Genomic DNA, 24589 nt, shown 5'->3' with positions numbered 1-24589 from the left:
AGCGATGGGTCGCCGCGCCGTCTCGTTCGCGCTGCTGCTGGCGGCGGCGCTGCTTCCCCCCAAGATGGCGGCGGCGCTGCCCAATCCGACTAGTGCTGCGGGCAATCCGACCATCGTGATCGGGGTGATCGCGACCTTAAGCGGCCCCGGCGCGCTGGCCGGTCAGGATGAACTGGACGGCGTCATCACCGCCGTCCGTCAACTGGGCGGCCGCTTCGCCAATCAGGAAGTAAAAGTCGTCGCGGTCGACGATCACGGCTCGCCCGATACCGCTCTCCAGGTCACCCAGCGCCTGCTGGAACACGAAAAGGTTGATTTCGTGATGACGGCGGTGTCGCAGGCTTCGATGGCGGCGATCATCAAGACGCTGCTTGAATCGCGGGTGTTCATCCTCAATCTCGACGCGATCCCGATCGATCTGGCCGGGCCCGGATGCAGCCCCAGCCTGTTCGACCTGTCCACCCCGCCCGAAGCCCTCCAAGAAGCGGTGGGTGCGGTCCTCACCACCGACAAGGTCCATCGGCTGGTGGTGATCGGGCCTGATACCCCGCAGACCGACATGGCCTTGGCCGCGCTACGGCGAACCTGGAACGGTGAAATCGTCACCGTTTTGCGCCCCCGCCATGGGGCCGCCACCTTTGCCGCCGAGCTTGACGCGGTGCGCCGCCTTGGTCCGGATGCGGTCTATTCCCTTCTCACCGGCGGGATGGGACTGGCCTTCGTCCGCGATTATGCCGCCACCGGACTGAAGGCGGAAATTCCGCTGATCGGCCCAGCGAACGGGTTCGAACGCCCGTTGCTGGCGGCGATGGATGAGTCCGCCCTCGACATCCTGACGGTATCCTCGTGGAGTCCGGATCTCGACCTGGCCGTCAACCGCCGTCTGATCGCCGATTTCGAAGCCGAATATGCCCGCCCGGTCACCGCTTGGGTCGCCCAGGGCTATGATGCCGCCCTGTTGCTCGATTCGGCGATGCGGGCCACCAACGGACGCACCGGCGACCGTGACGCCGTTCGCAATGCGCTGCGCCGGGCCGATTTCGCCTCGGTGCGCGGCACGTTTCGGTTCGACGCCAACCAAGTACCGTCGCTGACCCTGTATCAGCGCCGGGTCAACCGCGACGCCAAGGGGCGACTGACCTTGGAAATGCACGGCATCGCCCTGCGCGACTGGCATAACCGTCATATCAACGAATGCCCGATGCGCTGGTCCGAAGAATCGGTCGCGCCCCGCGCCTCGAAACCGGCCCCCGCCACGCCTGCCCCGGCCGCTCCGGTGGTTCCGCCGCCCCCGCCGCCGGTCCTGCTCGCCCCGCCGCCGCTTGATTCCGACGTCTCGGATTAGCGTTTTCCGCTCAAAGGGTCGGGCTGCCGCCCGACCCTTTGAGCGACCGTCCTCGTATTCTCCGCAATCGACACGCCACCCATTTTCCCTCTGAATAGGAGAAAAGGAGGGTTGCGGCGTTGTCATCTCCAATATATTATTAAATTCTAATTTAGCGACACCGCATGAGGTTATCGATGTCCAAGGATTGGAGTGAAATCGCCAGTGGTCTGAGCAAGCTGGTGGGACAGGTGCATCAAGGCGCTCCCGACGCGATGAAGGGGTTTTCCGCTTTGGCGAAGGGCGCCACGGCGAATGGTGTTCTTGATAGCAAGACCAAGGAACTGATCGCCCTCGCCCTCGGCATCGCCGCCCGCTGCGACGGCTGTCTGGCTTTCCATGCCCGCGCCGTCGTCGAGTTGGGCGGAACCCGCGAAGAAGTAATGGAAGTGATCGCGATGGCTCTCTACATGGGCGGCGGACCGTCGCTGATGTATGGCGCCCTTGCCCTCGAAGCCTATGACCAGTTTGCCGCCACCAAGTCGGCGGCCGCGTAAATCCATCCCGTCAAACCCAAGAGGATCGACATGGATAAGAACATTGGCGATATCGACCGTATTCTCCGTTTGTGCATCGGTGCCGTTCTGATCGGCCTCACCCTGACCGGGACGATCGGTCTGTGGGGCTGGATCGGCGTTCTCCCGATCGCGACCGCTCTGGTCCGCCGCTGCCCGGCCTATCTCCCGTTTGGGATCAAGACCTGCAAGTCCGAATAGCTCGTTCAAGGCAGCGATAAACGGGGGTCGGTGGCTTTTGCCTCCGGCCCCCGAACCACATGTAAAATTAAACAAATGTATTAATTTCATTACTCATCTTTATATCCAATGAAACTGGACCGGAACCAACAACAAATCCCTTCTTTTGGAGAAGAATAAGAGAGGCGTCAAACGTAGCAACATTTCTACAAAGATGATTTTTTAGTGTTGAAATTTTAATTGTGTTGCTACCCCAAAATTTTCTAGTTTTCATTGTTCTAAGAATTCGCCTTGCGCCAATATCAAGCTCACTTCGCATTGCAATTCCAATAATAGAGTCCTCCATGCCCTCTAAAGCTGCATTGTGATGCTCAATACCAAAATAATGACTATGCGTATGAGGTACTGTTGATATGTCAGAAGATCCTATAAGGACAACCTCATAATTATCCTCTTCTAAGAAATCAGATTCATATCGAATATAAGAAGATACGACATCATCTGTATTTATTCCGACGACATCCCAAAGAACAAAATTTCCATCATTCCAGTCAAACACAAGAATCCAATTATTTAATTGCCCACCAACACCCTCACACTCAGACATAGTTCTCACAATATCTGAGTTAACATGCCCACCAATATTTACAGAGTTCGCCTCACGTGATATCACATCTTCCGCACGGATACGCTTCTCTTGAAGAGATATCTCGACATCTCGAGGCAATTCATGCCTCGACTCTATTGCAAACAAGGCATTAGAGAAATGCTTAAAATATTCAATAACGCAGTCATCCCCTTCCTTTTCTTTTAACCGCTTTCCATATATAACAGAAGTTCTTTCAATACTTTCCGACCAATAATGCTGTATTTGGCTCCGTAGTTGGAGCTCAATTTTTACGCCGGAAACATCCAAAAGCATATGGTACGCCCGATACCCTGTATCATCTCGACCAAGCTCCCTGTAATCCGTCTCCCGAACAACCCGCGCATAGCCAATTTCTGAAAATTTTACCCTTATGTAGCGTATCAAGTCATCAACATCTGAATTTTTATCAACTATTATTCTACAGCCACCAATATCTTGAAGCTGACTAAGACGAACACTCAGCCTCCTTAATTTTCTTAATATCTGCGGCTTCCTTTTTAGCCTCTGAGCAATATAATATTTCCTATCATACGACTGTAGCCAGCTTTGTATTTCAAGAGTTATCTTTGTAAGAGGCTCAAGATGCATCTTTCTATATTCATCAAACACGTACCCAAGTTCCAAAGACAACTCATCGTAGACCCGATCTCTATCACTGAGTACCTGACCGGCCTTATCAATTTTAGATTTTGGTATCATCGCAAAACCTCATAACTATAAATTGAATTATACAACAGAAAATCGAAAAAATATTAACCTTTGAGGTTTAATTATGTGGAAAGATATAATTATGCAGCAAATTATTTTGCCACATAATTCATAGAAAATAGGGAGTTCGAGGGCCTGCCCTCGATCGGGTTCGGGCAGACGCCCGACTCCTCCGCCGTGCGAGTCCTACCTCACCCGCCGGGCGGCATGAACCATCGTATCGAGGGCCGACAGGAAACGGGAGCGGTCGCGGGGGCCAAACGGTGCGGGGCCGCCGGTTATCGCCCCGGTTTCACGCAGAGACGTCATCAGATCGCGGGTCGCCAGCACGTCGCCGATCGAGGCCTCGGTTAAAGCCCGGCCGTCGGGACGAAGGACAAGGGCGGCCTTTTCCAGGCAGTGCGCCGCCAGGGGAATATCGTTGGTAATGCAGATATCGCCGCGTTCGATCAACTCGACGATCCGCTTATCGGCGACGTCAGGGCCTTCGGGGACGACGATCATCTTGAACAGCGGGTGATCGGGCAGGCGCAGCCAGGAATTGCCGACGACGGTGACGGGCAAGCTATAGCGCTCGGCAACCCGAAAGACTTCGGCTTTGACCGGGCAGGCATCGCCATCAATGAAGATCGCGGTCACGATATGCGGCGGGCCAGCAGAGCCTCGCACCCGAGCGACCGGGCAAGACGGTCAAAGGCACGGTCGAGATCGAGGACGAAGGCGGGATTGTCGGCAGGCATTTCAAGCACGAGATAGCGTTGTTCGGCAATCAGGCGGGTTTCCCGCAGCAGGTTGGGCGCACCGCCGGAGAGGGTATGAGCAAGGCGCAGGGCCTGGCCCACGGCGCGGCAGCGGCGCAACGAATCCTCGTCAAGAAGCTGGATCGCCCGGGCAACGACGGGGGAATCCTCGGCGCCTTGATAACGGCAATAGATGGTAAAGGCGATCGCGGCGCGGTCATCGTGCCCAACCCCCATGAAGGGCAGCCGCAGGATCCGCAAAAACGCCTGTTCGGCGCGGTAATCGGGGTGTTCGTTCCAGAAAATATCGGAGACGAGGCACGCGGCGTGGCGCAGACGGGCGGCACGGGCGGTCTCGTTGGGGAAGAGCGGCGCCATCCAGGCCAGCACTTCGTCGCCATGTTCGGGGAAACGGGAATTGTTCGATGCCATCCGGCGGCACACCGACAATAGCGGGTCTTCGGCGCGCAGGCGCTCGGGCAGGCGGCGGAAGAACTGGCCCTCGCGCATCCCGTAAATCGAAAAAACCAGCCGCGATGGCTTTACCTCGCGAGCCACCCGTTCCAGGATCAGGGCGGCCAGGGGCAGGCCGGGCAAACGCTTGCGCGACAGACCGGGGATTTTCTCCAGCGACTTGCGGCTTTGCGTCGAGACCAGCGTGAGCAGCGACAACGCCTCCTTCGCATCGAGCGAGAAATTATCGAGCACGGTCAGGGGGTGGTGGGTATGGGCGATGCAAATGCGGGCCAAGGCGCGCCACGCGCCTCCGACGGCATAGAGGTTGCGCCCCTGCCCTTCCTCCAGCCAGGAAATCCCCGACAGCCTGCTATCGACAATCTCGCCGGCGCGGACCCGATCCTCGCCCGAGGCTTCGGACAGACGAAGCAGGCCGAGCGGCATGGTCACGTGACGGCCGGACTTGCCGTTCTGGACCGTCACCAGCTCCAGCGAACCGCCACCCAGATCAGCGACGATCCCATCGGCATCGGGCGAGCCGCACAGCACGCCCGACGCGGCCATCTTGGCTTCCTGCCCCCCCGACAGCACCTTGATACGCACGTCGTAGCGTTCTTCAAGTTCGGCGACGAAGGCCGCGCCATCCTCGGCATCGCGGACCGCCGCGGTCGCCAGGATGTCGAGCCGTTCGACCTCCATCGCCCGGCACAGGGCGACGAAGCGACCGACCACCGCGCGGGCGGCCAGAACGCCTTCGGGATTGAGGCGGCCAGAACTGCCCAGCCCCCGCCCCAGGGCGCAAACGCCCTTTTCATTGAACAGCGGCACGGGCACCCGGTGGGCGATGTCGTACACGCACAAACGGATGGAATTCGAACCGATATCGATGATGCCGATCGGTTCTACACGATGCCAGATTTTCACGGCACTCTCCCTATTGTCCGATCCGCAACTTCGGCTTGCGCCCACGTTCGACCGCGCTGCCGCGTCCGGACAGCGATGGATAGGTCATGAAATAGGTATGGGCGTTGAAGGCACCCGGACCGGCCCGGACACGCTCGAACGCGCCGTCGGGTTGCAACATCCATGATTGGGCCTGATCCTTGAGATTGGCCATCATGATCTGTTCCAAAATCTGGGCATGGACGGTCGGATTGCTGATCGGAACAAAGGTCTCGACCCGCCAATCCATGTTGCGCGGCATCCAGTCGGCCGAAGAAATGAACACCTTGGCCTGACGCGACGGCATCCGGTGGCCATTGCCGAAGCAGACGATGCGGGCATGTTCGAGGAAGCGACCGACGATGCTTTTGACCCGAATCGTCTCGGACAGGCCGGGAATGCCAGGACGCAGGCAGCAGATGCCGCGAATCACCAGATTGATCTTCACCCCGGCCTGCGAGGCGCGATAGAGCGCGTCGATCAATTGGGGATCGACCAGGGAATTCATCTTGGCCCAGATCGTCGCCGGACGCCCGGCGGCGGCATGATCGATCTCGGCCGCAATCAGGTCAAGCAGGGTCTGGCGCAGATGCAGCGGCGCGATCACCAGTTTTTCCAGCTTCTCGGGCTTGGCATAGCCGGTCATGAAGTTGAAGCTGCGGGCGGCATCGCGGCACAACGCCGGATCGCAGGTGAAGAACGACAGATCGGTGTAAACCTTCGCGGTGATCGGATGGTAATTGCCGGTGCCGAAATGAACGTAGGAGGTCAGGTTGGGGCCTTCGCGTCGCACCACCAGCGATATCTTGGCGTGGGTCTTCAACTCCATGAAGCCGAACACAACCTGGGCCCCGGCGCGTTCGAGATCGCGAGCCCAGCGGATATTAGCCTCTTCGTCGAAGCGGGCCTTCAACTCGACCATGCAGGTGACCGACTTACCCGCCTCGGCCGCCTCGACCAGCGCCTTGACGATCGGGCTGTCGGCGCTGGTGCGGTACAGCGTCTGCTTGATCGCAACCACCTGGGGATCGCGCGCCGCCTGACGGATGAACTGGACCACCACGTCAAAGCTTTCAAACGGATGATGGACGACGATGTCCTTCTTGCGGATTGCGGCAAAGCAATCGCCGCCGAAATCACGCACCCGTTCGGGGAAGCGGGCGTTATAGGGCGGGAACAGAAGATCGGGCCGTTCGTCGACGATCAGCTTGCTGGTATCGACCAGCCCCAGCAATCCGTCGATTTCGAACACGTCGGCTTCGTCGACATTCATTTCGGCGATGACAAGACGGCGCAGATCGTCGGGAATTCCGGCATTAAAGGACAGACGGATCACGTTGCCGCGACGGCGACGCTTCAGCGCGGATTCGAACACCCGGACCAGATCCTCGGCCTCTTCGTCGATCTCCATCTCGGAATCGCGGATAACCCGGAACAGGCCCCGCGATTCCATACTGAAGCCGGGAAAGATGTGATCGAGGAACAGCAGGACGAAATCTTCGATCGGCAAAAAGCGGATCGTGTCGCCGGGCAAGCGGGTAAAGCGTTCGATCTGGCTGGGCAGCGGCAACAGAGCGCGCAGAACCTCGCCATCATCGAGCTTGCACAGATGCAGCACCAAGGCGAACCCGCCGTTGGGCAGAAATGGAAACGGATGGGCTGGATCAATCGCCAGCGGCGTCAGCACCGGAAAAATGTGGTCCATGAACCGGCGTTCCAGCCAGTCGATGTCGCTGTCCGACAGTTCGGAGCGGGTAATCACCGCCAACCCGGCGTCGCGCAGTTCGGCCTTTTAACGCGTGCCAACCGTCTTTCTGCGCCTCCAGCAGCTTGACCGCTTCAAGATTGATCGCGGCCAATTGCTGCGCCGGACTTAAACCGTCCTGGCTGGGGTTGATAATCCCGGCCTCGACCTGACCTTTCAGCCCGGCGACGCGCACCATATAGAATTCGTCCAGATTTCCTGCCGAAATCGACAGGAAACGCAAGCGTTCCAACAGGGGATGGCGACGATTTAGGGCTTCATCAATAACCCTGGCGTTAAAAGCCAGCCAGGAAAGTTCCCGGTTTATGAAGCGGTCCTTCGAGTCCATGCCGATTGGGGGAAGATCGACTGGCTGCGGAATTGTCACCACTATATCTCCGATCGAGTGGGGATGGTGTCCCCGCGATCTGTTATATATGCTCTCGCCAATCATGTCATGGCCGAGGCTGAGAGAACCATGCGAAAACTCTTTCTGCTGCGACACGCCAAATCGAGTTGGGACGATCCGGTTCTGACCGATTTCGACCGGCCATTAAGCCGGAGAGGCCGCGAAGCGGCTGCCCGCGTCGCCGGGTTCGTCAAACGCTATGACCTTGTCCCCGATCTGGCGCTGGTTTCGACGGCACGACGGACCCGCGAAACCTGGGAAGCGCTGGCCCAGGTGATGCCGACGATTCCCGCCAGCTTCGAACCCAGCCTCTACGCCGCCGGTCAAACCGATCTGTTCCGGCGGCTCCGCCAGCTCGATGCCGAGACGGATACGGTGATCCTGGTCGGTCACAATCCCGGTCTGGAACGGCTGGCCGATTTCCTGGGCGGCGGCCAGGGCGAGCCCGAAGCGCTGGACCGGATCGCGCGGAAATACCCAACCGGATCGCTGGCCGAACTCACCCTTGATATCGCCGGATGGGAGGGACTGGAATGCGGCTGCGGCCGGATCACCCGCTTTACCCGCCCGGTCGATCTTGACGGCGTTGACGACGACGATTGAGGCGCATCCCCAGATCGGACGCGTCTTAGCTGGCTCTGAACAGAAAAACCACCATCCTCCCTTATTGCGTGCCGCTTGGCAGACATGCGCCCCCATTGTCATGTCATCGCACTGCACCTAAGCTGCCGGGGATGTTCGCGGGCCACGCGATGTGCTAAGTCATTCGACCCGATTTGAAGCAGGGATGTCGCAATGGAGCGTTTGGTCGAGGGATTCCAGCATTTCCGCGCCACCTATTTCGAAGAGAACAGGGCGCTGTTCGAAACTTTGGCCCAGAGCGGACAAAAGCCGAAAGTGCTGATGATTGGCTGTTCGGACTCCCGGGTCGATCCTGGCCTGCTGTTCGGAACCCAACCGGGCGAGATGTTTGTGATCCGCAACGTCGCCAATCTGGTCCCGCCGTTCGAGACCACCGGCACCTATCACGGCACCTCGGCCGCGATCGAATTTGCCATCCGCAAACTTGAAGTCGAGCATACCGTGGTGTTGGGCCATGCCGGGTGCGGCGGCGTCCGCGCCCTGATCGAGGAAGAAGCCGCCGACGGCACCAATTTCGTCCGGCCCTGGATGGATATCGCGCGGGCCGCCCGCGACCGCTGTCTTGCCCTGGCCCTCAGCGCGGGCAAGACCACCGACTATGCCCGCCAGATGTGCGAAAAGGAAACAGTGGCGATTTCGCTGGCTAATCTGATGACTTTTCCGTGGATTCGCGAACGGGTCGAACAGGGCAAGCTGACCCTGCATGGCTGGTGGTTCGACGTGGAAAAGGGAGCTCTGTGGCGGTTGGAATCCCAGACCAACACGTTCCAGCAAATCGCCTGAACGGATAAGGGGGGCTTTGCCCCCCCTATTCCTTGCCCTTCTCACGCATCAGCCGGGCCTTGTCGCGATTCCAGTCGCGTTCCTTGATCGCTTCGCGCTTGTCGTGCAGCTTCTTGCCCTTGGCCAGCCCCAACTGAACCTTGGCCAGCCCACGCGGTCCGAAATGGATATCGAGCGGCACCAGGGTCATCCCATCCTTGGTGATCGCCCCCATCAGCTTGGCCATCTCCCGCTTGTGCAGCAGCAGCTTGCGCGGCCGCCGCGTTTCATGCGGGAACGGCATCTTTGACTGGTATTCGGGGATATAGGCGTTGAACAGATAGAGCTCGTCGTGCATCGGCCCGGCATAGGCTTCGTTGACGTTGCCCTTACCAACCCGCAGCGACTTGATTTCCGTGCCGACCAGCATGATCCCGGCCTCGATCTCCGACACGATGAAATAATCGTGCCGGGCGCGGCGGTTCTGGGCGGCGATATGACCGGGAAGCGACATCGCCAGACTCAGATCAGATCGAGGGAGCGCATCGCCGCCTCGACCTTGGCCCGGGCGGCGGGAGACGCCGGCACCAGCGGCAGACGGACATCGGGTTCACCCCGTCCGAGCAGGCTGAAGGCGTACTTCACCGGCACCGGGTTCCCTTCGCAGAACATCGCGTCATGCAGCGGCATCAGCCGGTCGCGAATCGCAAAGCAGGTGGCGAGATCGCCCGCCGCCCACGCGTTCTGCATCTGGGCGCACAGGCCGGGGACGATGTTCGAGGTCACCGAGATACAGCCGACACCGCCCTGAGCATTGAAGGCGGTGGCGGTGGCGTCCTCGCCCGACAATTGGCACAGCCGGTCACCCAGCGCGGCGCGGATTTGCAGCGGCCGGGCCAGATCGGCGGTGGCATCCTTGATGCCGACGATATTGGGGATTTCCGCCAGCCGGACAAAGGTCTCAACCGAGATGTTGATCACCGACCGACCGGGGATGTTGTAGACGATGATCGGAATATCAACCGCCTGGGCAATCGCCTCGAAATGGCGGAACAGCCCTTCCTGGCTGGGCTTGTTGTAATAGGGGGCGACCACCAGAGCGGCATCGGCCCCGGCGGCGCGGGCATGGCGGGTAAGGTCGATCGCCTCTTCGGTCGAGTTCGAGCCAGTTCCGGCGATCACCGGCACCCGGCCGCGGGCAACCTCGATGCACAGCTCGACCACGCGATGATGCTCAACATGCGACAGAGTAGGCGATTCACCGGTGGTGCCGCACGGAACCAGGGCATGGGTGCCCTCCGCGATCTGCCAGGCGACCAGATCCTGAAACGCCTTCTCATCCACCCGCCCCTGGCGGAATGGAGTGATGAGGGCGGTGAGAGATCCTTTGAACATGGCAGACATCCAGATGGCGATTGAAAACCGAGGAGGAGGACATTAGCCCCAACCCGTCGCCGGAGCAACGGGGCAAGACTCGCTTCCTCCTATCCATCCCAAGAGATCGCGGCGGCCTCGCGCAGCACCGCCTCGGCCGCCGGGCTATATCCACCCTCGTCCCGGTGCAGAACCAGCCCCGGCAACAGGGAAAAGGGGGTACGCGAGCCCTTGCGCGCCGAGACGATCACCCGGCTCGCCGGACGGCCTGCTTTGGGCCAGAGCGGCAGCACCCTCACCTCCCCCAATCCGCGCCCGGCAAAGGCCCCCAGCAGATCGCCCAGCCGGTCGGCGCGGTGGATCACCCACAGCCGCCCCCTGGGCGCCAGCAGCCGCGCTGCCGCCTTGATCCAGGCCGACAAATCGCCTGCGGATTCGACATGAGCCAGCGCCTTCGAGCCTACGGGCGGAGCGGTGCCGCGTCCGGGTGGCTGAAACGGCGGATTGGTCATCACATGGGCAAAGCCCCCGCCCGCGATCTCGGGCGGTGGCGTCAGCGCCGATCCCTCGACGATGCGGAATTGATCGGCTGCATGACCGTTGGCAAGGACATTGCGCCGGGCCAACGCGGCCATCCCGGCTTGCAGTTCCAGGCCGGTGACCCGGACCAATGGCAAGCGGGCCAGCAGGCATAGCCCCGCCGCCCCCACGCCGCAGCCGAGATCCAGCACGGTCTCGCCCGGTGCCGCCGTGACGGCGGCAGCGAGAAAGACCGGATCGATCGCGGCGCGATAGCCTTTCGCGGGCTGGCAAAGCCTCACCCTTCCGTCGATCAAACCGTCTTCGGTTACGGCTTCGACATCGTCGCCCGGCATTCCCCCTCCAAAAAACCCTTAGCGCCCTGCGATGTAAGCTTGACCGCCTTTCCGCCGCAACACTATGTTCGTCCCGCGATCCGGCAGGGATCGGTGTGGGAGGAGTTTGGGTACCGTGGCGATTGAGGGTTCTCTCGACGTAAATGGCGACCGCGTGGCCAAAAGCCTGGACGGACTGATAACTTTGGTCAAGGACGACCTGGAACAGGTCAACAAGACCATCGTCGATCATATGCACAGCCCGATCGCCCTGATTCCTCAGCTGGCCGGTCACATCATCGCGGCTGGCGGCAAACGATTGCGCCCGGTGCTGACCCTGGCCTCGGCCAAGCTGGTCGGCTATGAGGGCGACCGTCACGTCAAGCTGGCGGCAGTGATCGAACTGCTGCACACCGCGACTCTGCTGCATGACGACGTGGTTGACGAGTCCGAGCTGCGGCGCGGCCGGGCTTCGGCCAATGCCCTGTTTGGTAATCAGCCCAGCGTGCTGGTTGGCGACTTCCTGTTCTCGCGCTCGTTCGAACTGATGGTCGAGGACGGTTCGCTGTCGGTGCTGGCGATCCTGTCCCGCGCTTCGGCGGTCATCGCCGAGGGCGAGGTGCTTCAGCTGATCACCGCCAACGACACCGAGACCACCGTTGAGTCCTATCTTCAGGTGATCTGTTCGAAGACCGCCGCGTTGTTCGCCGCCGCCTGCCGCATCGGCGCGGTGGTGGCCGACCGCCCCAAGGCGGAAGAGGACGCGCTGGCCGCCTATGGCCTCAGCCTCGGCATCGCTTTCCAGCTGATCGACGACGCGCTCGATTATTCCGCGCGCGAGGCCGAGCTGGGCAAGACCGTTGGCGACGATTTCCGCGAGGGCAAGATCACCCTGCCGGTCATCCACGCCTTCCATGCCGGCGACGACGAGGAAAAGGCGTTCTGGCGGCGCTGCCTGGAAAAGCTGGAACAGGAAGACGGCGATCTGGAACACGCCAACGCCCTGCTGGCCAAGCATGGCAGCGTCGAGGTCACCATCTCGCACGCCCGCCAATATGGCGAAGACGCCCGCGCCGCCCTGTCGATCTTCCCCGACTGTGCGGCCCGTCAGGCGATGCTTGATGTGATCGATTTCTGTATCGAGCGCGCTTACTAAAGCCTCGCGCGTCGAACACAGCAGGTTAGAAAAAGAGCGGACTCCGTTGAGTCCGCTCTCTTTTTTTGTCAGCCGACCCGGCCGGTCCGGATCACCTCGGCGAACCAGCGATAGCTGTCCTTCGGAGTCCGCTTCAACGTGTCGTAATCGACCCGGACGATTCCGAACCGCTTTGACAGACCGGCGGCCCAATCGAAACTATCGAGCAGCGACCACACCAGATAGCCTTTGACGTTACAGCCATCCTTCAGGGCACGGGCAACCTCGGCGACATGGTCCTTCAGGAAGGCAACCCGCTCGGGATCGTGGATCTGCCCATCGGGCGAGACGACATCGTCATAGGCAGCCCCGTTCTCGGCAATGAACACCGCCGGATTGCCATACAGAGTCTTCAGTTCCAACAGCAGGTCGTACAGCCCGTCGGGCTGCACCGGCCACCCCATCCCGGTCCAGCGGTTGCAATGGGCATCGCCCCAGCCGACATCGAACGGACGTCCGGGTTCGTGGCGCATCGTCATCCGCGAATAATAATTGATCCCGAACGAATCGATCGGGAAACGGATCGTCTCCAGATCGCCGGGCTTGACGATCGGCGCCATCTTTTCGGCAAGCACGTCGGGAATGGCACCGCGCAGCACCCCGTCCAGCGCCACCCGGTTCCACACCGCATCCCAGCGGATCGCGGCGGCGCGGTTCAGCGGATCGTCGTTTTCGGGCCGAGCCGGTTGGAGATTGCAGACGGTACCGACGCGCACGTCGGAGCGTTCGGCCCGCATCGCCCGAAACGCCGTCCCTTGCGCCAGATTCTGGTGATGGAGCACCTTGAGGATACCCAGATCGCCCACCCGCAGGCCGGGAGCGAGATCGGCGGTGCCATAGCCGCTGATCGCCACCACGTTGGGCTCGTTTAAGGTGTACCAATCCTTGACCCGGTCGCCGAGGCGGGCAATCGCGATCCGGGCATAATCGGCAAAGGGGCCGACGATCTCGCGGCTTTCCCAGCCGCCGACATCCTGAAGCGGCTGCGGCAAGTCCCAATGATGCAGGCACGCCATCGGACGAATCCCGGCGGCAAGAATCTTATCGACCAGCCGGTCATAGAATTCCAACCCCTTGGGATTGATCGCGCCGGTTCCGGCCGGAACGATGCGTGGCCAGGCCAGCGAGAAGCGATAGGCGGAAAATCCCGCCTGCTTCATCAGGGCGATATCTTCGGCATAGCGATGATAATGGTCACAGGCGATCCGGGCCGAACTGCCGTCGATGATGTGGCCTTGGGCGGTGAAGGTGTCCCAGATCGACGGGCCGCGACCATCGGTCTCGGTCGCCCCCTCGATCTGATAGGCCGAACTGGAGGCACCCCAAAAAAAATCCTTGGGGAACTGGCGAGCAGGCGCGGCTTGGATCGGCCTCGCAACGCTCATCGCGGCAAACCCGGCTAGAAACTGGCGGCGGTTCGGTTTCATGGTCACACCGTGGGGCGCTGGTGAAAGCCGGGTCCAGCCGGAGCGTCGGCGGGCTCGACCGAAAGACGCGAAACACGGGCGGCGGGAGGGCCGATCCGGCAGGCCTCGATCATTGCCTGAACCGTTTCAGGCTGACCGGAGAACAGGGCTTCGACCGATCCGTCAGATCGATTGCGCACCCAGCCGGACAGGGCGCAAGCCGTGGCCCGTTCCACCGTCCAGCCCCGGAACCAAACACCCTGGACCCGGCCTTCGATCAGCACCCGAACGCTTTTCGTCTCCGTCATGACACCGATTAAAGCATGGCCGCGCCCGGGTGACTACAGCCAGCCCAGCAGCTTCCACCAGAGAAAATCGAGCGGCAGCAGGACCACCACGCTGATCAGAGCCAACAACAGGCACAGATCGCGGGCGGGCTTCAACCGCTCGCCGCCCAGATGCATCGCCACAACCAGGGGCGCGGATTCATAGGGCAGGATCGGGTTCGAGAAACCGAGGACCTGACTCATCAGCACCGCCTCGACCGGCCATCCCGACGCCTCGGCGAGATGGGCGGTCATCGGGGTCAGCACCGCCGGGACGCCGGGCAACGTCGTCGCCAGCCCCAGCAGGGTCGATAGCGCGGCCAGACCGGCGAAATTGCCGACATCGTTGCCGGGAGAGAGCGGCAGCAGGGTCAAAATCGCCTCGGCCAGCCGCACCCCCAGCCCCGACGAGCCGACCAGCGCGCCCAGCCCCATGATCCCGGCGACATAGAACATCGAGCCGTAATTGACCTTCTCGCTGAAATCCTTGCGGTCAACCAGCCCGATCCCCGGCAACAGCAGCAGGACCGCCGCCGCCATGCTGACCCAGGCCGGGCTAATATGGTGGAAGAAGTCGGTCGCCCACAGCGCCAGCGCCAGCGCCAGCAGCGCCGACAGACGAATCTCGGCTTTGCTCATCGGCCGGGATACGCCTTCCGCCGCCGCACTCTGCGGCCGGGGCGTGTCGGGCCACAGCCGGACGATCAGCACCACCATGATCGCCGTCTTCAGCAGGCCGAGAACGGGGAAATGGAGCAGCAGATATTCGCCATAACTGGGGCTGGCATAGCCCAGCGTCTCGGCCGACCCGACCAGAACCAGATTGGGCAGATTGGCGGGCAGTACCGAAAAAGTCGGGACGTGGCAGCCGAACGCGGCGGCGAGCACCACCCCGATATGGCCGTTCGATCCCGGGGTGAACCCGGCCCGCGACGCCAGCCCGAGGGCAATCGGCATCAGCAGGATCGCGCGCCCCATCGAGGAGGGCAGCAAAAAGCCCAACGCCACCCCGATCAGGGTGGTTCCGGCAATCACCCCCCAATAGGTCGAGCCGAAAGCGACACTGAGCCGGGTGGCGATCCGCTCGCCCAACCCGGTGGTACGGACGGCAACCCCCATCACCAGACCGCCGAACACCAGCCACAACGCGGCGGATTCAAACCCGCCGAACACCACCTGGGGCGGGGCGACCTTCAACAGCATCGCGGCGGTAAAGAAGATCACCGCCGTCACCGGTTCCGGCACCGCTCCGGTCGCCCAGAGGCCGATACAGGCCACCGCCAGCGCCAGGGCGGCGCTTTCACCACCGGGCAACGGGCGAACGACCAGGATCACCAACCCGGCCGCCAATGCCACCCAGGCGACGATCTGCGACGGAGTCAGGCGGGGCAAGGAGAGAGAGGGGGACATCGTCCTCATCCTTAATGTTTCATGTTACGTATTACGGTAAACCTGTTTGCGCCGGGCGGCAAGCTCGGGCAGGATCGGAACGCGCTTTCCCGCGCCAGACGGATACGAGCATGATGAAGACCGCGACGATAAAACGCACCAATCTAGCCGAACAGGCCTATCAGGCGATCCGCGACGAGTTGTTGACGGGCGACCGTTTTTTGCCCGGCGACAAGATCAGCGTCGAGGATCTCTCGCGTCAGTTGGGAGTCAGCCGCTCCCCGGTCTGGGCGGCGATTGCCCGGCTGGAGGCCGAGGGAATGGTCGAGGTGCGGCCGCGTCAGGGGGTGTTCTTCGTCGGCTTCGACATCGACCGGCTGCGGGAAATCTTCGTGGTGCGCGAGGTGCTGGAGGGCGCGGCGGCCCGGCTGGCGGCGGAACGGGCAACGGCAGAGGAAATCGTCGAACTGCGCCTGTCGATCGAACGCCAGCGTGCCTTTATCCAGGCCGGAGCAATCGAGCTTTACACCAACGAGGCTAACCTGTTCCACACCCGCCTGACCGAATTAGGCGGCAACGCCACCCTGACCGGATTGGTGGCGCAATTGTGGACCCGGATCACCGCGATGTGCCTGCGCCGCAACCGCAAGGGGGGCGATTTCGACGAACGCACCGACGAGCATGTTGCGATGGTCGAAGCGTTGGAACGGCGCGACGGCGACGCCGCCGAAGCGATCACGCGGGGCCATATCCGCCGTCTGGCGGACTCGATGCGTGCCACAGACCTTGAATAAGGACTATCCTCTAAAATACTGATTTTTAAATAAAATATCCATTACCTCACCCTTTTTTCAAAGAAAGAGGAGATTGCCCCCGCCTCGGAGCAGGTCCAAGGGCTATGCCCTTGGCGGGCGTGGGCGGAGCCCACCTCTTTCTTTAAAAATAAGCCGGTTAGAACAAAGTCGTCTGACGTTTGTCCCCGTCTCCCTTGCGGCGCGGGCGGGGAGACGGTGGCGGGGAGGCTGGCGGCGGTTCGCCCCCGGCGGTGACGGCAATGCTGCCATCGGCAAACTCGACCGACAAAGCGGCTCCCGGCGCGACGAGAGCAGCGGACAGAACCGGCTGCCCCGCCGCATCGCGCACCATCGCATAACCGCGTTCCAGCACCTTGCGATAGGAATAGCTGTCGAGCAGCTTGCCCGAGGTCTCGACCTTCAGCGCCCGGTCGGCCAACAGGCGATTGATCGCCTCGCCCAGGCGGCGGCCACTCTGTTCCAGACGCAGGCCGCCTTTTTCCAGCCCGGCCAGTTCGGCGGCGCGGACGCTTTTCCAGGCATGGTCAAGCCGGGTCGCCAACACGGTGAGGCGATGGCTTTCCTCGGCCAGTCGCTCGCGCGGGTGGCGCAGCCGGGAGGCCAAGCGATCGAGATCGGCGGTACGGCGGGCGAGCAGGTTGGGCAAGGCGTTGCGCAGCCGTTCGGCGCGGTCGTCGAGACGAAGCGTCCCGTCCTCGATCAGACGGCGGGGATGGGGCAGCGCCCGGAAAATGTGGGCCAGACGCTGGCGGGCGTCCTCCAGCCTGCGCTGGGTTGCGCCGACCATCCGGCCATTCAGTTCGGCAACCGTAGCCACCAGTTCGGCCCGGACCGGCACCGCCTTCTCGGCGGCGGCGGTGGGGGTGGGGGCGCGCAGGCTGGCGGCAAAGTCGATCAGGGTGGTATCGGTCTCGTGCCCGACCGCCGAAATCAACGGGATCAGCGAGGCGGCGGCGGCGCGCACCACCTCCTCCTCGTTAAACGCCATCAGATCCTCGAGCGAGCCGCCGCCCCGGGCGACGATCAGCACGTCGGGGCGTGGCACCGGCCCGTTTTCGGGCAGGGCATTGAAGCCACGGATCGCGGCGGCGATCTGGGCTGCCGCCCCCTCGCCCTGCACCGCCACCGGCCACAGCAGCACCCGGCTGGGGAAGCGGTCGGCGAGACGGTGGAGGATGTCGCGGATCACCGCCCCGGTCGGCGAGGTCACCACCCCGATGACCCGGGGCAGGAACGGGATCGGGCGCTTGCGTTCGCGGTCGAACAGACCTTCGGCGGCAAGACGCTTGCGGCGGTCCTCCAGCAGCTTCAGCAAGGCCCCCTGCCCGGCCAGCTCCATCCGCTCGACCACCATCTGGTATTTCGAGCGGCCGGGATAGGTGGTCAGCCGTCCGGTGGCGATCACCTCCATCCCGTCCTCGGGCGCCAGCCCCAACCGAGCCGCCTGCCCGCGCCAGCACACCGCGTCCAGCACCGCCTCGGCATCCTTCAGAGCGAAGTAGAGATGGCCGGAGGAATGGCGCTTGAAGCCGGAAATCTCGCCGCGCACCCGGACGAAGGAGAAGGTCTCCTCGACGGTGCGGCGCAGGGTGCCGGCAATCTCGCTGACGGTGTATTCCGGCACGTTTCCGGCGGAACGGGGCTCGGTGGGGGAAGCTGTCTCGGTCATGGCCGCAGTTTGACCGAAGCGCCGCCCGCGTGCAAATCCATCGGCTACGCCGAAGGTTTCATCGGCTACCCCAAAGGGGATGGTGTCCCCAACCGGATGAAAGTTGCGGTTGGGAAACAGGCATGCCAAAGTCGCAAAGGTCCGACGCGGACCGGCTAAAGCCTTGTGGGGGAACCAGTCCATGGACGTGATCGTCACCGACATCGCCATCGTCGGCGCCGGAGGCGCGGGCCTCAGAGCCGCGATCGAAGTGGCGGAACAAGACCCGTCGTTGAAAATCGCGCTGATCTCCAAGGTCTTCCCGATGCGCAGCCACACCGTCGCCGCCGAGGGTGGGGCCGCTGGCGTGGTGAAGCCCAACGACAGTTTTGATCTTCATTTCGACGACACCGTCAGTGGTGGCGATTGGCTGTGCGACCAGGATGCGGTCGATCTGTTCGTCCGGGCCGCGCCCGAGGAACTGACCCGGATGGAGCATTGGGGCTGTCCGTGGAGCCGCGATGCCGACGGCCGGGTCGCGGTGCGCGCGTTCGGCGGCATGAAGACCGAGCGGACATGGTACGCCGCTGACAAAAGCGGCTTTCACATGCTGCACACCCTGTTTCAGACCTCGCTGAAATATCCTTCGATCACCCGCTATGACGAGTTCTACTCGACCGAATTGCTGGTCGAGGAGAAGCGCTGTACCGGACTGGTCGCCATCGAATTGCGCAGCGGCAAGCTGGTCGCGTTCCGAGCCAAGGCGGTGATTCTCGCCACCGGCGGAGCCGGGCGGGTCTTCCCCTTCACCACTAACGGCGCGATCAAGACCGGCGACGGAATGGCGATGGCCTATCGCGCCGGGGTGCCGCTGAAGGACATGGAATTCGTTCAGTACCATCCGACCGGCTTGCCCGGCACCGGCATCCTGATCACCGAGGGCGCGCGCGGCGAAGGCGGCTTGCTGACCAACCGCGACGGCTATCGCTATCTCCAGGATTACGGGCTGGGGCCGCCCGATCCCTGGCCGCGCAACAAGGCGATGGAACTGGGCCCGCGCGACCGTCTCAGCCAGGCGTTCTGGCACGAGCAGCAGAAGGGCCGCACCGTCGAAACGCCATTCGGCGATGCGGTCAATCTCGACATCCGCCATCTCGGCGAGAAGAAAATCGACGAACGCCTGCCGATGGTGCGCGAACTGGCGATCAGCTATGTCGGGATCGACCCGGTCCACGCGCCGATCCCGGTGCGGCCGGTGGTCCATTACACGATGGGCGGGATCGACACCGACATCAATGCGGCGACTCCCCTGCCCGGCCTGTTTGCCGCTGGCGAATGCGCCTGCGTCTCGATCAACGGGGCCAACCGGCTGGGGTCGAACTCTCTGGCCGAAATCCTGGTGTTCGGCGCCCGCGCCGGTCGCGGGGCCGTCGCTTTCGCCAAGGCCAACCCGCACGGGTCGGAGCGTGGTGCCCAGGCCAAGGCCGAAGCAGCCCAGGCCAAAATCCGCGCCCTGTTCCTCAATGACGGCAGCGAATCCGCCCCGGCGCTTCGCCGGACGATGAACGAGACGATGGAAAGCGGCGTCGGCATCTTCCGCACCGAGGAGTCGCTGAAGCAAAGCTGTGCCGTCCTGGCCGATCTGCGCAACCGCTTCGCCCAGGTCCGGCTCGAAGACCGCAGCAACGTCTTCAACACCGATCTGGTTCAGGTGCTGGAACTGGGCGCGATGCTCGACGTTGCCCAGACGATGGCCGAGGCGGCACTGACCCGCACCGAATCGCGCGGCTCGCACCAGCGACTCGATTATCCCAAGCGCAATGACGAGGCGTTTCTGTCCCACAGCATCGCCAGCTTTTCCGCAGCGGACCGCCCGGCGATCGGGTCCCGCGCTGTGGTAATCACCCGCTCGCGGCCCGGCGAGCGCATCTATGGCGGAGGCGGGTCATGAGCGAGACGATCACGATCCGGGTTCTGCGCTATGACCCGGACAAGGATGCCGAGCCGCGCTTCGAGGATTTCATCGTTCCCTATCGGGACGAATGGGTCGTGCTCGACGCCCTGGCCTATATCAAGGAAGCGTTGGACCCCAGCCTTGCCTATCGCGGCTCGTGCCACATGGCGGTGTGCGGCTCGTGCGGGATGATGATCAACCGCCAGCCCAAACTGGCCTGTCACAGCTTCATCCGCGATTACCGCGGACAGCTGGTAACCGTTGAACCGCTTGATCATTTCCCGATCGAGCGTGACCTGATCGTCGATCAGGACGACTTCATCGAGAAGCTGACCAGCCTTTACCCTTATCTGGTCACCGAGCACGACAAGCCCTTGAGCGAAGGGCCGAATCTTCAATCTCCCGCCGAGTTGGCGGCGTTTCGGCCCTTCACCCAATGCATCAACTGCCTGCTGTGCTATGCCGCCTGCCCGCAGGTGGCGATCAACGAAGCGTTCGTCGGTCCGGCGGCACTGGCCATCGCCCACCGCTATAATAAGGATTCGCGGGATTCGGGCGAAGAGCTGCGCTCGGAGGTCACCGACAGCCATCACGGCGTCTGGGACTGCACCTTCGTCGGAGCTTGCTCCGAAGTCTGCCCGAAAAATGTCGATCCCGCCGCGGCGATCCAGCGGACCAAGATTTCCGCCTCGTTCCGCTGGCTGAAAGAGCGTTTGCTGCCGGGAGGCACGTCATGACCCGTCGCCCCTATGTTCGTCCGCTCCATCCCCATTGGTGGCTGCGCGACCGTCGCCAGTTCCTCTACATCCTCCGCGAAGGAACCAGCGTCTTTGTCGGGCTGTATTCGGCGATCCTGATGGATGGGCTGATCCGGCTGGCGCAAGGCCGCGCGGCGTGGGAGAGCTATCTTGCCGCGCTGTCCAGCCCGCTTGGCGTCACGGTTCAGGTGATCTGCCTCGCCTTCACAATCTTCCACGCCGTCACCTGGTTCGGGGTGACGCCGAAGGCGATGCCGCCGCTGCTGGTCAAGGGCGAGCCGATCCCGGCCCGCACCATCATCCGGGGCCATTTCATCTTGTGGGCGGTGCTGTCGCTGGCCGTTCTGCTCGTGCTGGGAGGCTAACAGGCCATGACCAAATCGAACGAACCCTTCGTCTGGATGCCATTCGGGGCCGGTGGCATGGTTGCCGCCCTGGTCACCCCGGCACTGATCCTGGCCACCGGGGTGTTGCTGCCGCTCGGGCTGCTCGACCTCTCCTACGATCACGTCCGCGCCCTAGCCGAGGGCTGGATCGGCAAGCTGATCATTCTGACCCTGGTGGCCCTGCCCGCCTGGCACGCCGCTCACCGCATTCAGGCCACCGCCCACGACCTCGGCTGGGGCGGTGGGTTAGGATTGAAACGGGTGTGCTACGGTACCGCCACCTTTGTTGCCGCCGTGGCCCTGATCGCGCTGTTGCGGATCTGACGCCGCCCCCTGGTGGGGCGGCAACAGCCGTCCCTCCGAACCGTGGCTTTTCCATCGGAGGACGTCCGGCGTGAGGTTCAGGCTGTTTACCATCCAGGACAACGGCATACGCGGCGGCAAGTCCCCCTGCTATTCCTGGGACGTCGTCGATATCGAAACCAAAGCGGTGATCGCGGTTTCCGACATCGAAAGCGAGATCACCCAGGTCTCGCCAGAACTCCACCGCGATCTGCTGGATGGGCAATGGGCCGCCACCGGAGAATTCCGTCGATTCCGCCCCCATCCCGGTGCCGACGAACATGTCGCCTTTGTGATTCACGAATTGTCTCGTCCGCCCGCCCTTGCCGAGACGCGTCTTAACAAGTTGGCGTCTTCAACATGAGGACGAGAACAGAACTTTCCCCAAAAATTTAACTTAAGGGTAACGACTCTAATATAGCGTGTATATTCTCTAGCGATTTCGGACGGAGGCGTTCCCATGCGGGTCGGCGATCAATCTTTTCAGTCCAAGCTGTTCATCATCATCAGCCTGTCCGGATTGACCGTCTTCTTACTGCTGGGCCTAAGCCTCGGGATTCTCAACAAAGCCGTCATCAAAGAACGCCAGTTCGCCGTGCAAAGCTCGGTCGACATCGCTCATTCCGTCCTCGCCCACTACGCCCGCCTGGAGAAAGAGGGAACGCTGTCGCACGAGGAGGCCGTCCGCACCGCCCTCGACACCATCCGCACCCTCCGCTATGGCGAGGGCGAATATTTCTTCGTCAGCGATCTCAGCGGCATCATGCTGATGCATCCGATCAAGAAGGAATTGGAAGGCAAGGACCTTACCAATCTCCAGGATAAAACCGGGCGGTATTTCTATCGCGAGTTTTTCGAGAAAGCCGGGAAAAGCGGCTATGTCAGTTATTACTGGCCCAAGCCCGGCCATGAGGCTCCCGTCGAGAAGCTGAGCTATGTCAAGGCGTTCGAACCCTGGAAGATGATCGTTCTGTCCGGGGTCTATATGGATGACGTCGATGCCCGGTTTCAGGATTATGCCGGTTTGCTGATCCTGATCGGGGGCATCGGCCTCGTCGTGATCATCATCGCGGCGGTCCTGTTCCGCCGCCATATGGTGACCCCATTGAATGCGGTTACCCAAGCGATCAACCGCCTGCTCGCTGGCGATACCGAGGTGACGCTGGCCGCCAGCGACCGCCGCGACGAGGTCGGAGTACTGACCACGGCGGTACTCCGCTTTAGTGAAAACCTCCAGCAGATGAAGGCTCTCGAGGCCAGCGCCGCCGCCGAGCAGCAAAAGACCGAAGCCGCTCAGCGCGAGATCTTGAACCGGCTGGCGATCCAGATCGAAGACGAGATCAAGAGCGTTGCTCAGGCGGTCGCCAGTTCGGCCGAGGAAATGCGCGAGGCCGCCAACGGTCTGGTGACCCTGTCCCAGTCCACGTCGCAACAGACCGCCGAGATTTCCCAGGCTTCCGACCGCGCCACCACCAGCGTCCAGACCGTCGCCTCGGCCGCCGAAGAATTGGCCGCGTCGATCCAGGAGATCGGCTCGCAGGCCGCAACCTCGACCCGCGTCGCCAGTTCCGCTGTCGAAGAAGCGGGCAAGACCGGCGAACAAATCCGCTCGTTGGCTAATTCGGTCGATCAGATTTCCCAGGTGATCAATCTCATCACCGATATCGCCTCGCAAACCAATCTTTTGGCGTTGAACGCGACGATCGAGGCGGCCCGGGCTGGCGAGGCCGGAAAAGGATTCGCCGTCGTCGCGGGCGAGGTCAAGACCCTGGCCAACCAGACCGCCAAGGCAACCGAATCGATCATCTCTCAGGTGCAGTCGGTTCAGTCGGCAACCTCAGGAGCGGTCGAAGCGATTCGCACCATCTCCGCTCGGATCAGCGAAATCAACGGGATATCGGCAGCGATTGCCGCAGCGGTCGAGCAACAAGGGGCCGCCACCCGCGAAATCGCCGCCAGCGTTCATCACGCCGCCCACGACACCGAATCCGTCCTGAGCATCACCCGCTCGGTCAGCGAGGCGACCAATCAGGTCGGAGGTTCGGCAAGCGCAATCTCTGGCACCGCGGAAACTTTGGCCCGGCAGGCCTCTTTGCTGGACCATAAGATCAGCGATTTCCGCGCCCGTCTGGTGTCTTGATCCCGGGCGGAAAGCCCCCCACGAACAATGGTGTGGGTTTTGCATCTATCCGAAGGCCCCTCGCTCTGGGGACTTTCGGAAAGGATTGATCATGACCTCCCCTGTCCAAAGCGGCATTCCCGTTTCCACCCTGCGTCCCATCGACATGTCCACGGTCAAAGCGGTCAAACTCGAGGGGCAGGACCTTATTGATTTTTACCGGCAGACCAAGGAAATCATCGAGCAGCAATACACCGTCCCTACCCAGACCGGCGGGTACGGCGAGTACGCCCAGGTTGAGGTCAATGGAAAGAAAGTGGCGACCCTGACCAACGAAGGTTATGCGGAAACCTCGGAAAATCTTGCCGGATTAAACCTGGAAACCGATGCGATCGGCGGGCCGCAACTGGCGCAAAGACGGGCTGATCAGATCGCCAAGGCCCTGGGGGGAACGGTGGTGCTGTCCCCCTCCGCGATGACCCAGACGCAATGGCAAAATCGACCTGCCCAGACGGTCTCGATCGATTTCAACGCGATGAAACGCGACGGGCAGATGGGTAATTGGGCGAATGCCGCCTCGTTTCTGACCGCGCAACTGATGGGGCAATACGGCAAAGACTGAACATTTCTGCCGCCCATCCACATCGTCACGCGGCAGAAAATGCCGTCAGGTCAGAGGAAGAGAAACCTCTTTGACCTTGCGAAAGCCGTTTTGACACATCAGATCGTCGGCACTGAGCATCAGCTTGCCCAACCCATCGACCTGAACCAGTCGGACAATCTGGCCCTGCCCAGGAACGGTAATGACCCCATCGACCGACCATACTACACGGGAACGATTGCCGCTCTCATAGACATCCCCCAGCCTCACTGTCAGCATAACCCCACCTCG

General features: G+C 61.9%; 25 protein-coding genes and 1 pseudogene. 14 read left to right on the top strand and 12 right to left on the bottom strand.

What is annotated here, in order from left to right:
* Positions 1 to 4: 4 nt before the first annotated feature.
* From K678_RS00585 to K678_RS00575, 3 genes are all read left to right on the top strand, one after another.
* Positions 5 to 1345 carry an ABC transporter substrate-binding protein gene (locus K678_RS00585; protein WP_021130507.1) on the top strand — a complete coding sequence of 447 codons (1341 nt, stop codon included), beginning with the start codon at positions 5 to 7 and terminating at the stop codon, positions 1343 to 1345.
* A 176-nt stretch (positions 1346 to 1521) separates the two neighbouring features.
* Positions 1522 to 1881, top strand: coding sequence for a carboxymuconolactone decarboxylase family protein (locus tag K678_RS00580; protein WP_021130506.1), 360 nt, complete (start codon positions 1522 to 1524; stop codon positions 1879 to 1881).
* A 30-nt stretch (positions 1882 to 1911) separates the two neighbouring features.
* Entirely contained in the window at positions 1912 to 2100 is a 189-nt protein-coding gene (locus K678_RS00575; protein WP_021130505.1) for a YgaP family membrane protein, read from the top strand.
* 67 nt (positions 2101 to 2167) lie between these two features.
* Here the strand turns inward: K678_RS00575 and K678_RS18065 are convergent, their stop codons facing one another.
* The 4 genes and pseudogenes from K678_RS18065 to K678_RS00560 form a co-directional block, all read right to left on the bottom strand.
* Positions 2168 to 3427, bottom strand: a complete 1260-nt coding sequence (locus K678_RS18065; protein ID WP_021130504.1) for a RelA/SpoT domain-containing protein — start codon at positions 3425 to 3427, stop codon at positions 2168 to 2170.
* Between the two features lie 195 nt (positions 3428 to 3622).
* Entirely contained in the window at positions 3623 to 4075 is a 453-nt protein-coding gene (locus tag K678_RS00570) for a YaiI/YqxD family protein (protein WP_021130503.1), read from the bottom strand.
* On the bottom strand, positions 4072 to 5556 hold the full coding sequence (locus tag K678_RS00565) for a Ppx/GppA family phosphatase (protein ID WP_021130502.1): 1485 nt from the start codon (positions 5554 to 5556) through the stop codon (positions 4072 to 4074). Before K678_RS00565 ends, K678_RS00570 begins: the two co-directional genes overlap by 4 nt.
* A gap of 10 nt (positions 5557 to 5566) precedes the next feature.
* Positions 5567 to 7667: pseudogene (locus tag K678_RS00560) on the bottom strand (RNA degradosome polyphosphate kinase).
* Between the two features lie 129 nt (positions 7668 to 7796).
* On the opposite strand from K678_RS00560, the gene K678_RS00555 reads away from it, so the two are divergent.
* Both K678_RS00555 and K678_RS00550 read left to right on the top strand, forming a co-directional pair.
* Positions 7797 to 8330 (top strand): SixA phosphatase family protein, encoded by a 534-nt coding sequence (locus tag K678_RS00555; RefSeq protein ID WP_021130500.1) that lies wholly within the window; start codon positions 7797 to 7799, stop codon positions 8328 to 8330.
* A 192-nt stretch (positions 8331 to 8522) separates the two neighbouring features.
* Positions 8523 to 9152, top strand: coding sequence for a carbonic anhydrase (locus tag K678_RS00550; protein WP_021130499.1), 630 nt, complete (start codon positions 8523 to 8525; stop codon positions 9150 to 9152).
* Between the two features lie 25 nt (positions 9153 to 9177).
* Here K678_RS00550 and smpB read toward each other — a convergent pair whose 3' ends face one another.
* From smpB to K678_RS00535, 3 genes are all read right to left on the bottom strand, one after another.
* Positions 9178 to 9645: an SsrA-binding protein SmpB gene (gene smpB / locus K678_RS00545; protein WP_021130498.1), complete on the bottom strand. Its 468-nt coding sequence runs from the start codon at positions 9643 to 9645 to the stop codon at positions 9178 to 9180.
* Positions 9646 to 9653: 8 nt separating this feature from the next.
* Complete coding sequence (dapA, locus tag K678_RS00540) at positions 9654 to 10526, bottom strand: 4-hydroxy-tetrahydrodipicolinate synthase (protein WP_021130497.1); 873 nt, start codon at positions 10524 to 10526, stop codon at positions 9654 to 9656.
* An 89-nt stretch (positions 10527 to 10615) separates the two neighbouring features.
* Positions 10616 to 11380 (bottom strand): tRNA1(Val) (adenine(37)-N6)-methyltransferase, encoded by a 765-nt coding sequence (locus K678_RS00535; protein ID WP_021130496.1) that lies wholly within the window; start codon positions 11378 to 11380, stop codon positions 10616 to 10618.
* Between the two features lie 115 nt (positions 11381 to 11495).
* Here K678_RS00535 and K678_RS00530 point away from each other — a divergent pair, with 115 nt between their 5' ends.
* Complete coding sequence (locus tag K678_RS00530; RefSeq protein ID WP_021130495.1) at positions 11496 to 12515, top strand: polyprenyl synthetase family protein; 1020 nt, start codon at positions 11496 to 11498, stop codon at positions 12513 to 12515.
* 68 nt (positions 12516 to 12583) lie between these two features.
* On the opposite strand, the gene K678_RS00525 is transcribed toward K678_RS00530, so the two are convergent.
* Genes K678_RS00525 through K678_RS00515 form a run of 3 tightly spaced genes read right to left on the bottom strand, consistent with a single transcriptional unit; the run spans position 12584 to position 15696 of the window.
* On the bottom strand, positions 12584 to 13939 hold the full coding sequence (locus K678_RS00525; protein WP_039851755.1) for a GH1 family beta-glucosidase: 1356 nt from the start codon (positions 13937 to 13939) through the stop codon (positions 12584 to 12586).
* Positions 13940 to 13983: 44 nt separating this feature from the next.
* Positions 13984 to 14268, bottom strand: a complete 285-nt coding sequence (locus K678_RS00520; protein ID WP_039851730.1) for an acylphosphatase — start codon at positions 14266 to 14268, stop codon at positions 13984 to 13986.
* A 33-nt stretch (positions 14269 to 14301) separates the two neighbouring features.
* A complete protein-coding gene (locus tag K678_RS00515; RefSeq protein WP_021130492.1) occupies positions 14302 to 15696 on the bottom strand; it encodes an SLC13 family permease in 1395 nt (464 codons plus the stop codon).
* A gap of 110 nt (positions 15697 to 15806) precedes the next feature.
* Between K678_RS00515 and K678_RS00510 the strand changes: the two genes are divergently transcribed.
* Positions 15807 to 16469: a GntR family transcriptional regulator gene (locus K678_RS00510; RefSeq protein ID WP_231376178.1), complete on the top strand. Its 663-nt coding sequence runs from the start codon at positions 15807 to 15809 to the stop codon at positions 16467 to 16469.
* Between the two features lie 157 nt (positions 16470 to 16626).
* On the opposite strand, the gene xseA is transcribed toward K678_RS00510, so the two are convergent.
* Complete coding sequence (gene xseA, locus K678_RS00505; protein ID WP_039851754.1) at positions 16627 to 18159, bottom strand: exodeoxyribonuclease VII large subunit; 1533 nt, start codon at positions 18157 to 18159, stop codon at positions 16627 to 16629.
* 181 nt (positions 18160 to 18340) lie between these two features.
* Between xseA and frdA the strand changes: the two genes are divergently transcribed.
* From frdA to K678_RS00470, 7 genes are all read left to right on the top strand, one after another.
* Entirely contained in the window at positions 18341 to 20089 is a 1749-nt protein-coding gene (gene frdA, locus K678_RS00500) for a fumarate reductase (quinol) flavoprotein subunit (RefSeq protein WP_021130489.1), read from the top strand.
* Entirely contained in the window at positions 20086 to 20829 is a 744-nt protein-coding gene (locus K678_RS00495; protein ID WP_021130488.1) for a succinate dehydrogenase/fumarate reductase iron-sulfur subunit, read from the top strand. The genes frdA and K678_RS00495 overlap by 4 nt, the downstream gene beginning before the upstream one ends.
* The gene (locus K678_RS00490; protein WP_021130487.1) at positions 20826 to 21215 is read left to right on the top strand and encodes a fumarate reductase subunit C; all 390 of its coding nucleotides are present in this window, start codon (positions 20826 to 20828) and stop codon (positions 21213 to 21215) included. Before K678_RS00495 ends, K678_RS00490 begins: the two co-directional genes overlap by 4 nt.
* A gap of 6 nt (positions 21216 to 21221) precedes the next feature.
* Positions 21222 to 21560: a fumarate reductase subunit FrdD gene (gene frdD / locus K678_RS00485; RefSeq protein WP_021130486.1), complete on the top strand. Its 339-nt coding sequence runs from the start codon at positions 21222 to 21224 to the stop codon at positions 21558 to 21560.
* A gap of 70 nt (positions 21561 to 21630) precedes the next feature.
* The gene (locus tag K678_RS00480) at positions 21631 to 21942 is read left to right on the top strand and encodes a hypothetical protein (RefSeq protein WP_021130485.1); all 312 of its coding nucleotides are present in this window, start codon (positions 21631 to 21633) and stop codon (positions 21940 to 21942) included.
* 96 nt (positions 21943 to 22038) lie between these two features.
* The gene (locus K678_RS00475) at positions 22039 to 23718 is read left to right on the top strand and encodes a methyl-accepting chemotaxis protein (protein ID WP_021130484.1); all 1680 of its coding nucleotides are present in this window, start codon (positions 22039 to 22041) and stop codon (positions 23716 to 23718) included.
* Positions 23719 to 23809: 91 nt separating this feature from the next.
* The gene (locus tag K678_RS00470; protein ID WP_021130483.1) at positions 23810 to 24319 is read left to right on the top strand and encodes a hypothetical protein; all 510 of its coding nucleotides are present in this window, start codon (positions 23810 to 23812) and stop codon (positions 24317 to 24319) included.
* 45 nt (positions 24320 to 24364) lie between these two features.
* Here the strand turns inward: K678_RS00470 and K678_RS00465 are convergent, their stop codons facing one another.
* Positions 24365 to 24577 (bottom strand): hypothetical protein, encoded by a 213-nt coding sequence (locus K678_RS00465; protein WP_021130482.1) that lies wholly within the window; start codon positions 24575 to 24577, stop codon positions 24365 to 24367.
* Positions 24578 to 24589 lie beyond the last annotated feature (12 nt).

The organism is Magnetospirillum fulvum MGU-K5 (assembly GCF_000442515.1).
Classification (GTDB): domain Bacteria; phylum Pseudomonadota; class Alphaproteobacteria; order Rhodospirillales; family Magnetospirillaceae; genus Phaeospirillum; species Phaeospirillum fulvum_B.
The sequence above is the reverse complement of the archived record's forward strand: the minus strand, read 5'-3'. Positions and strand labels throughout refer to the sequence as shown.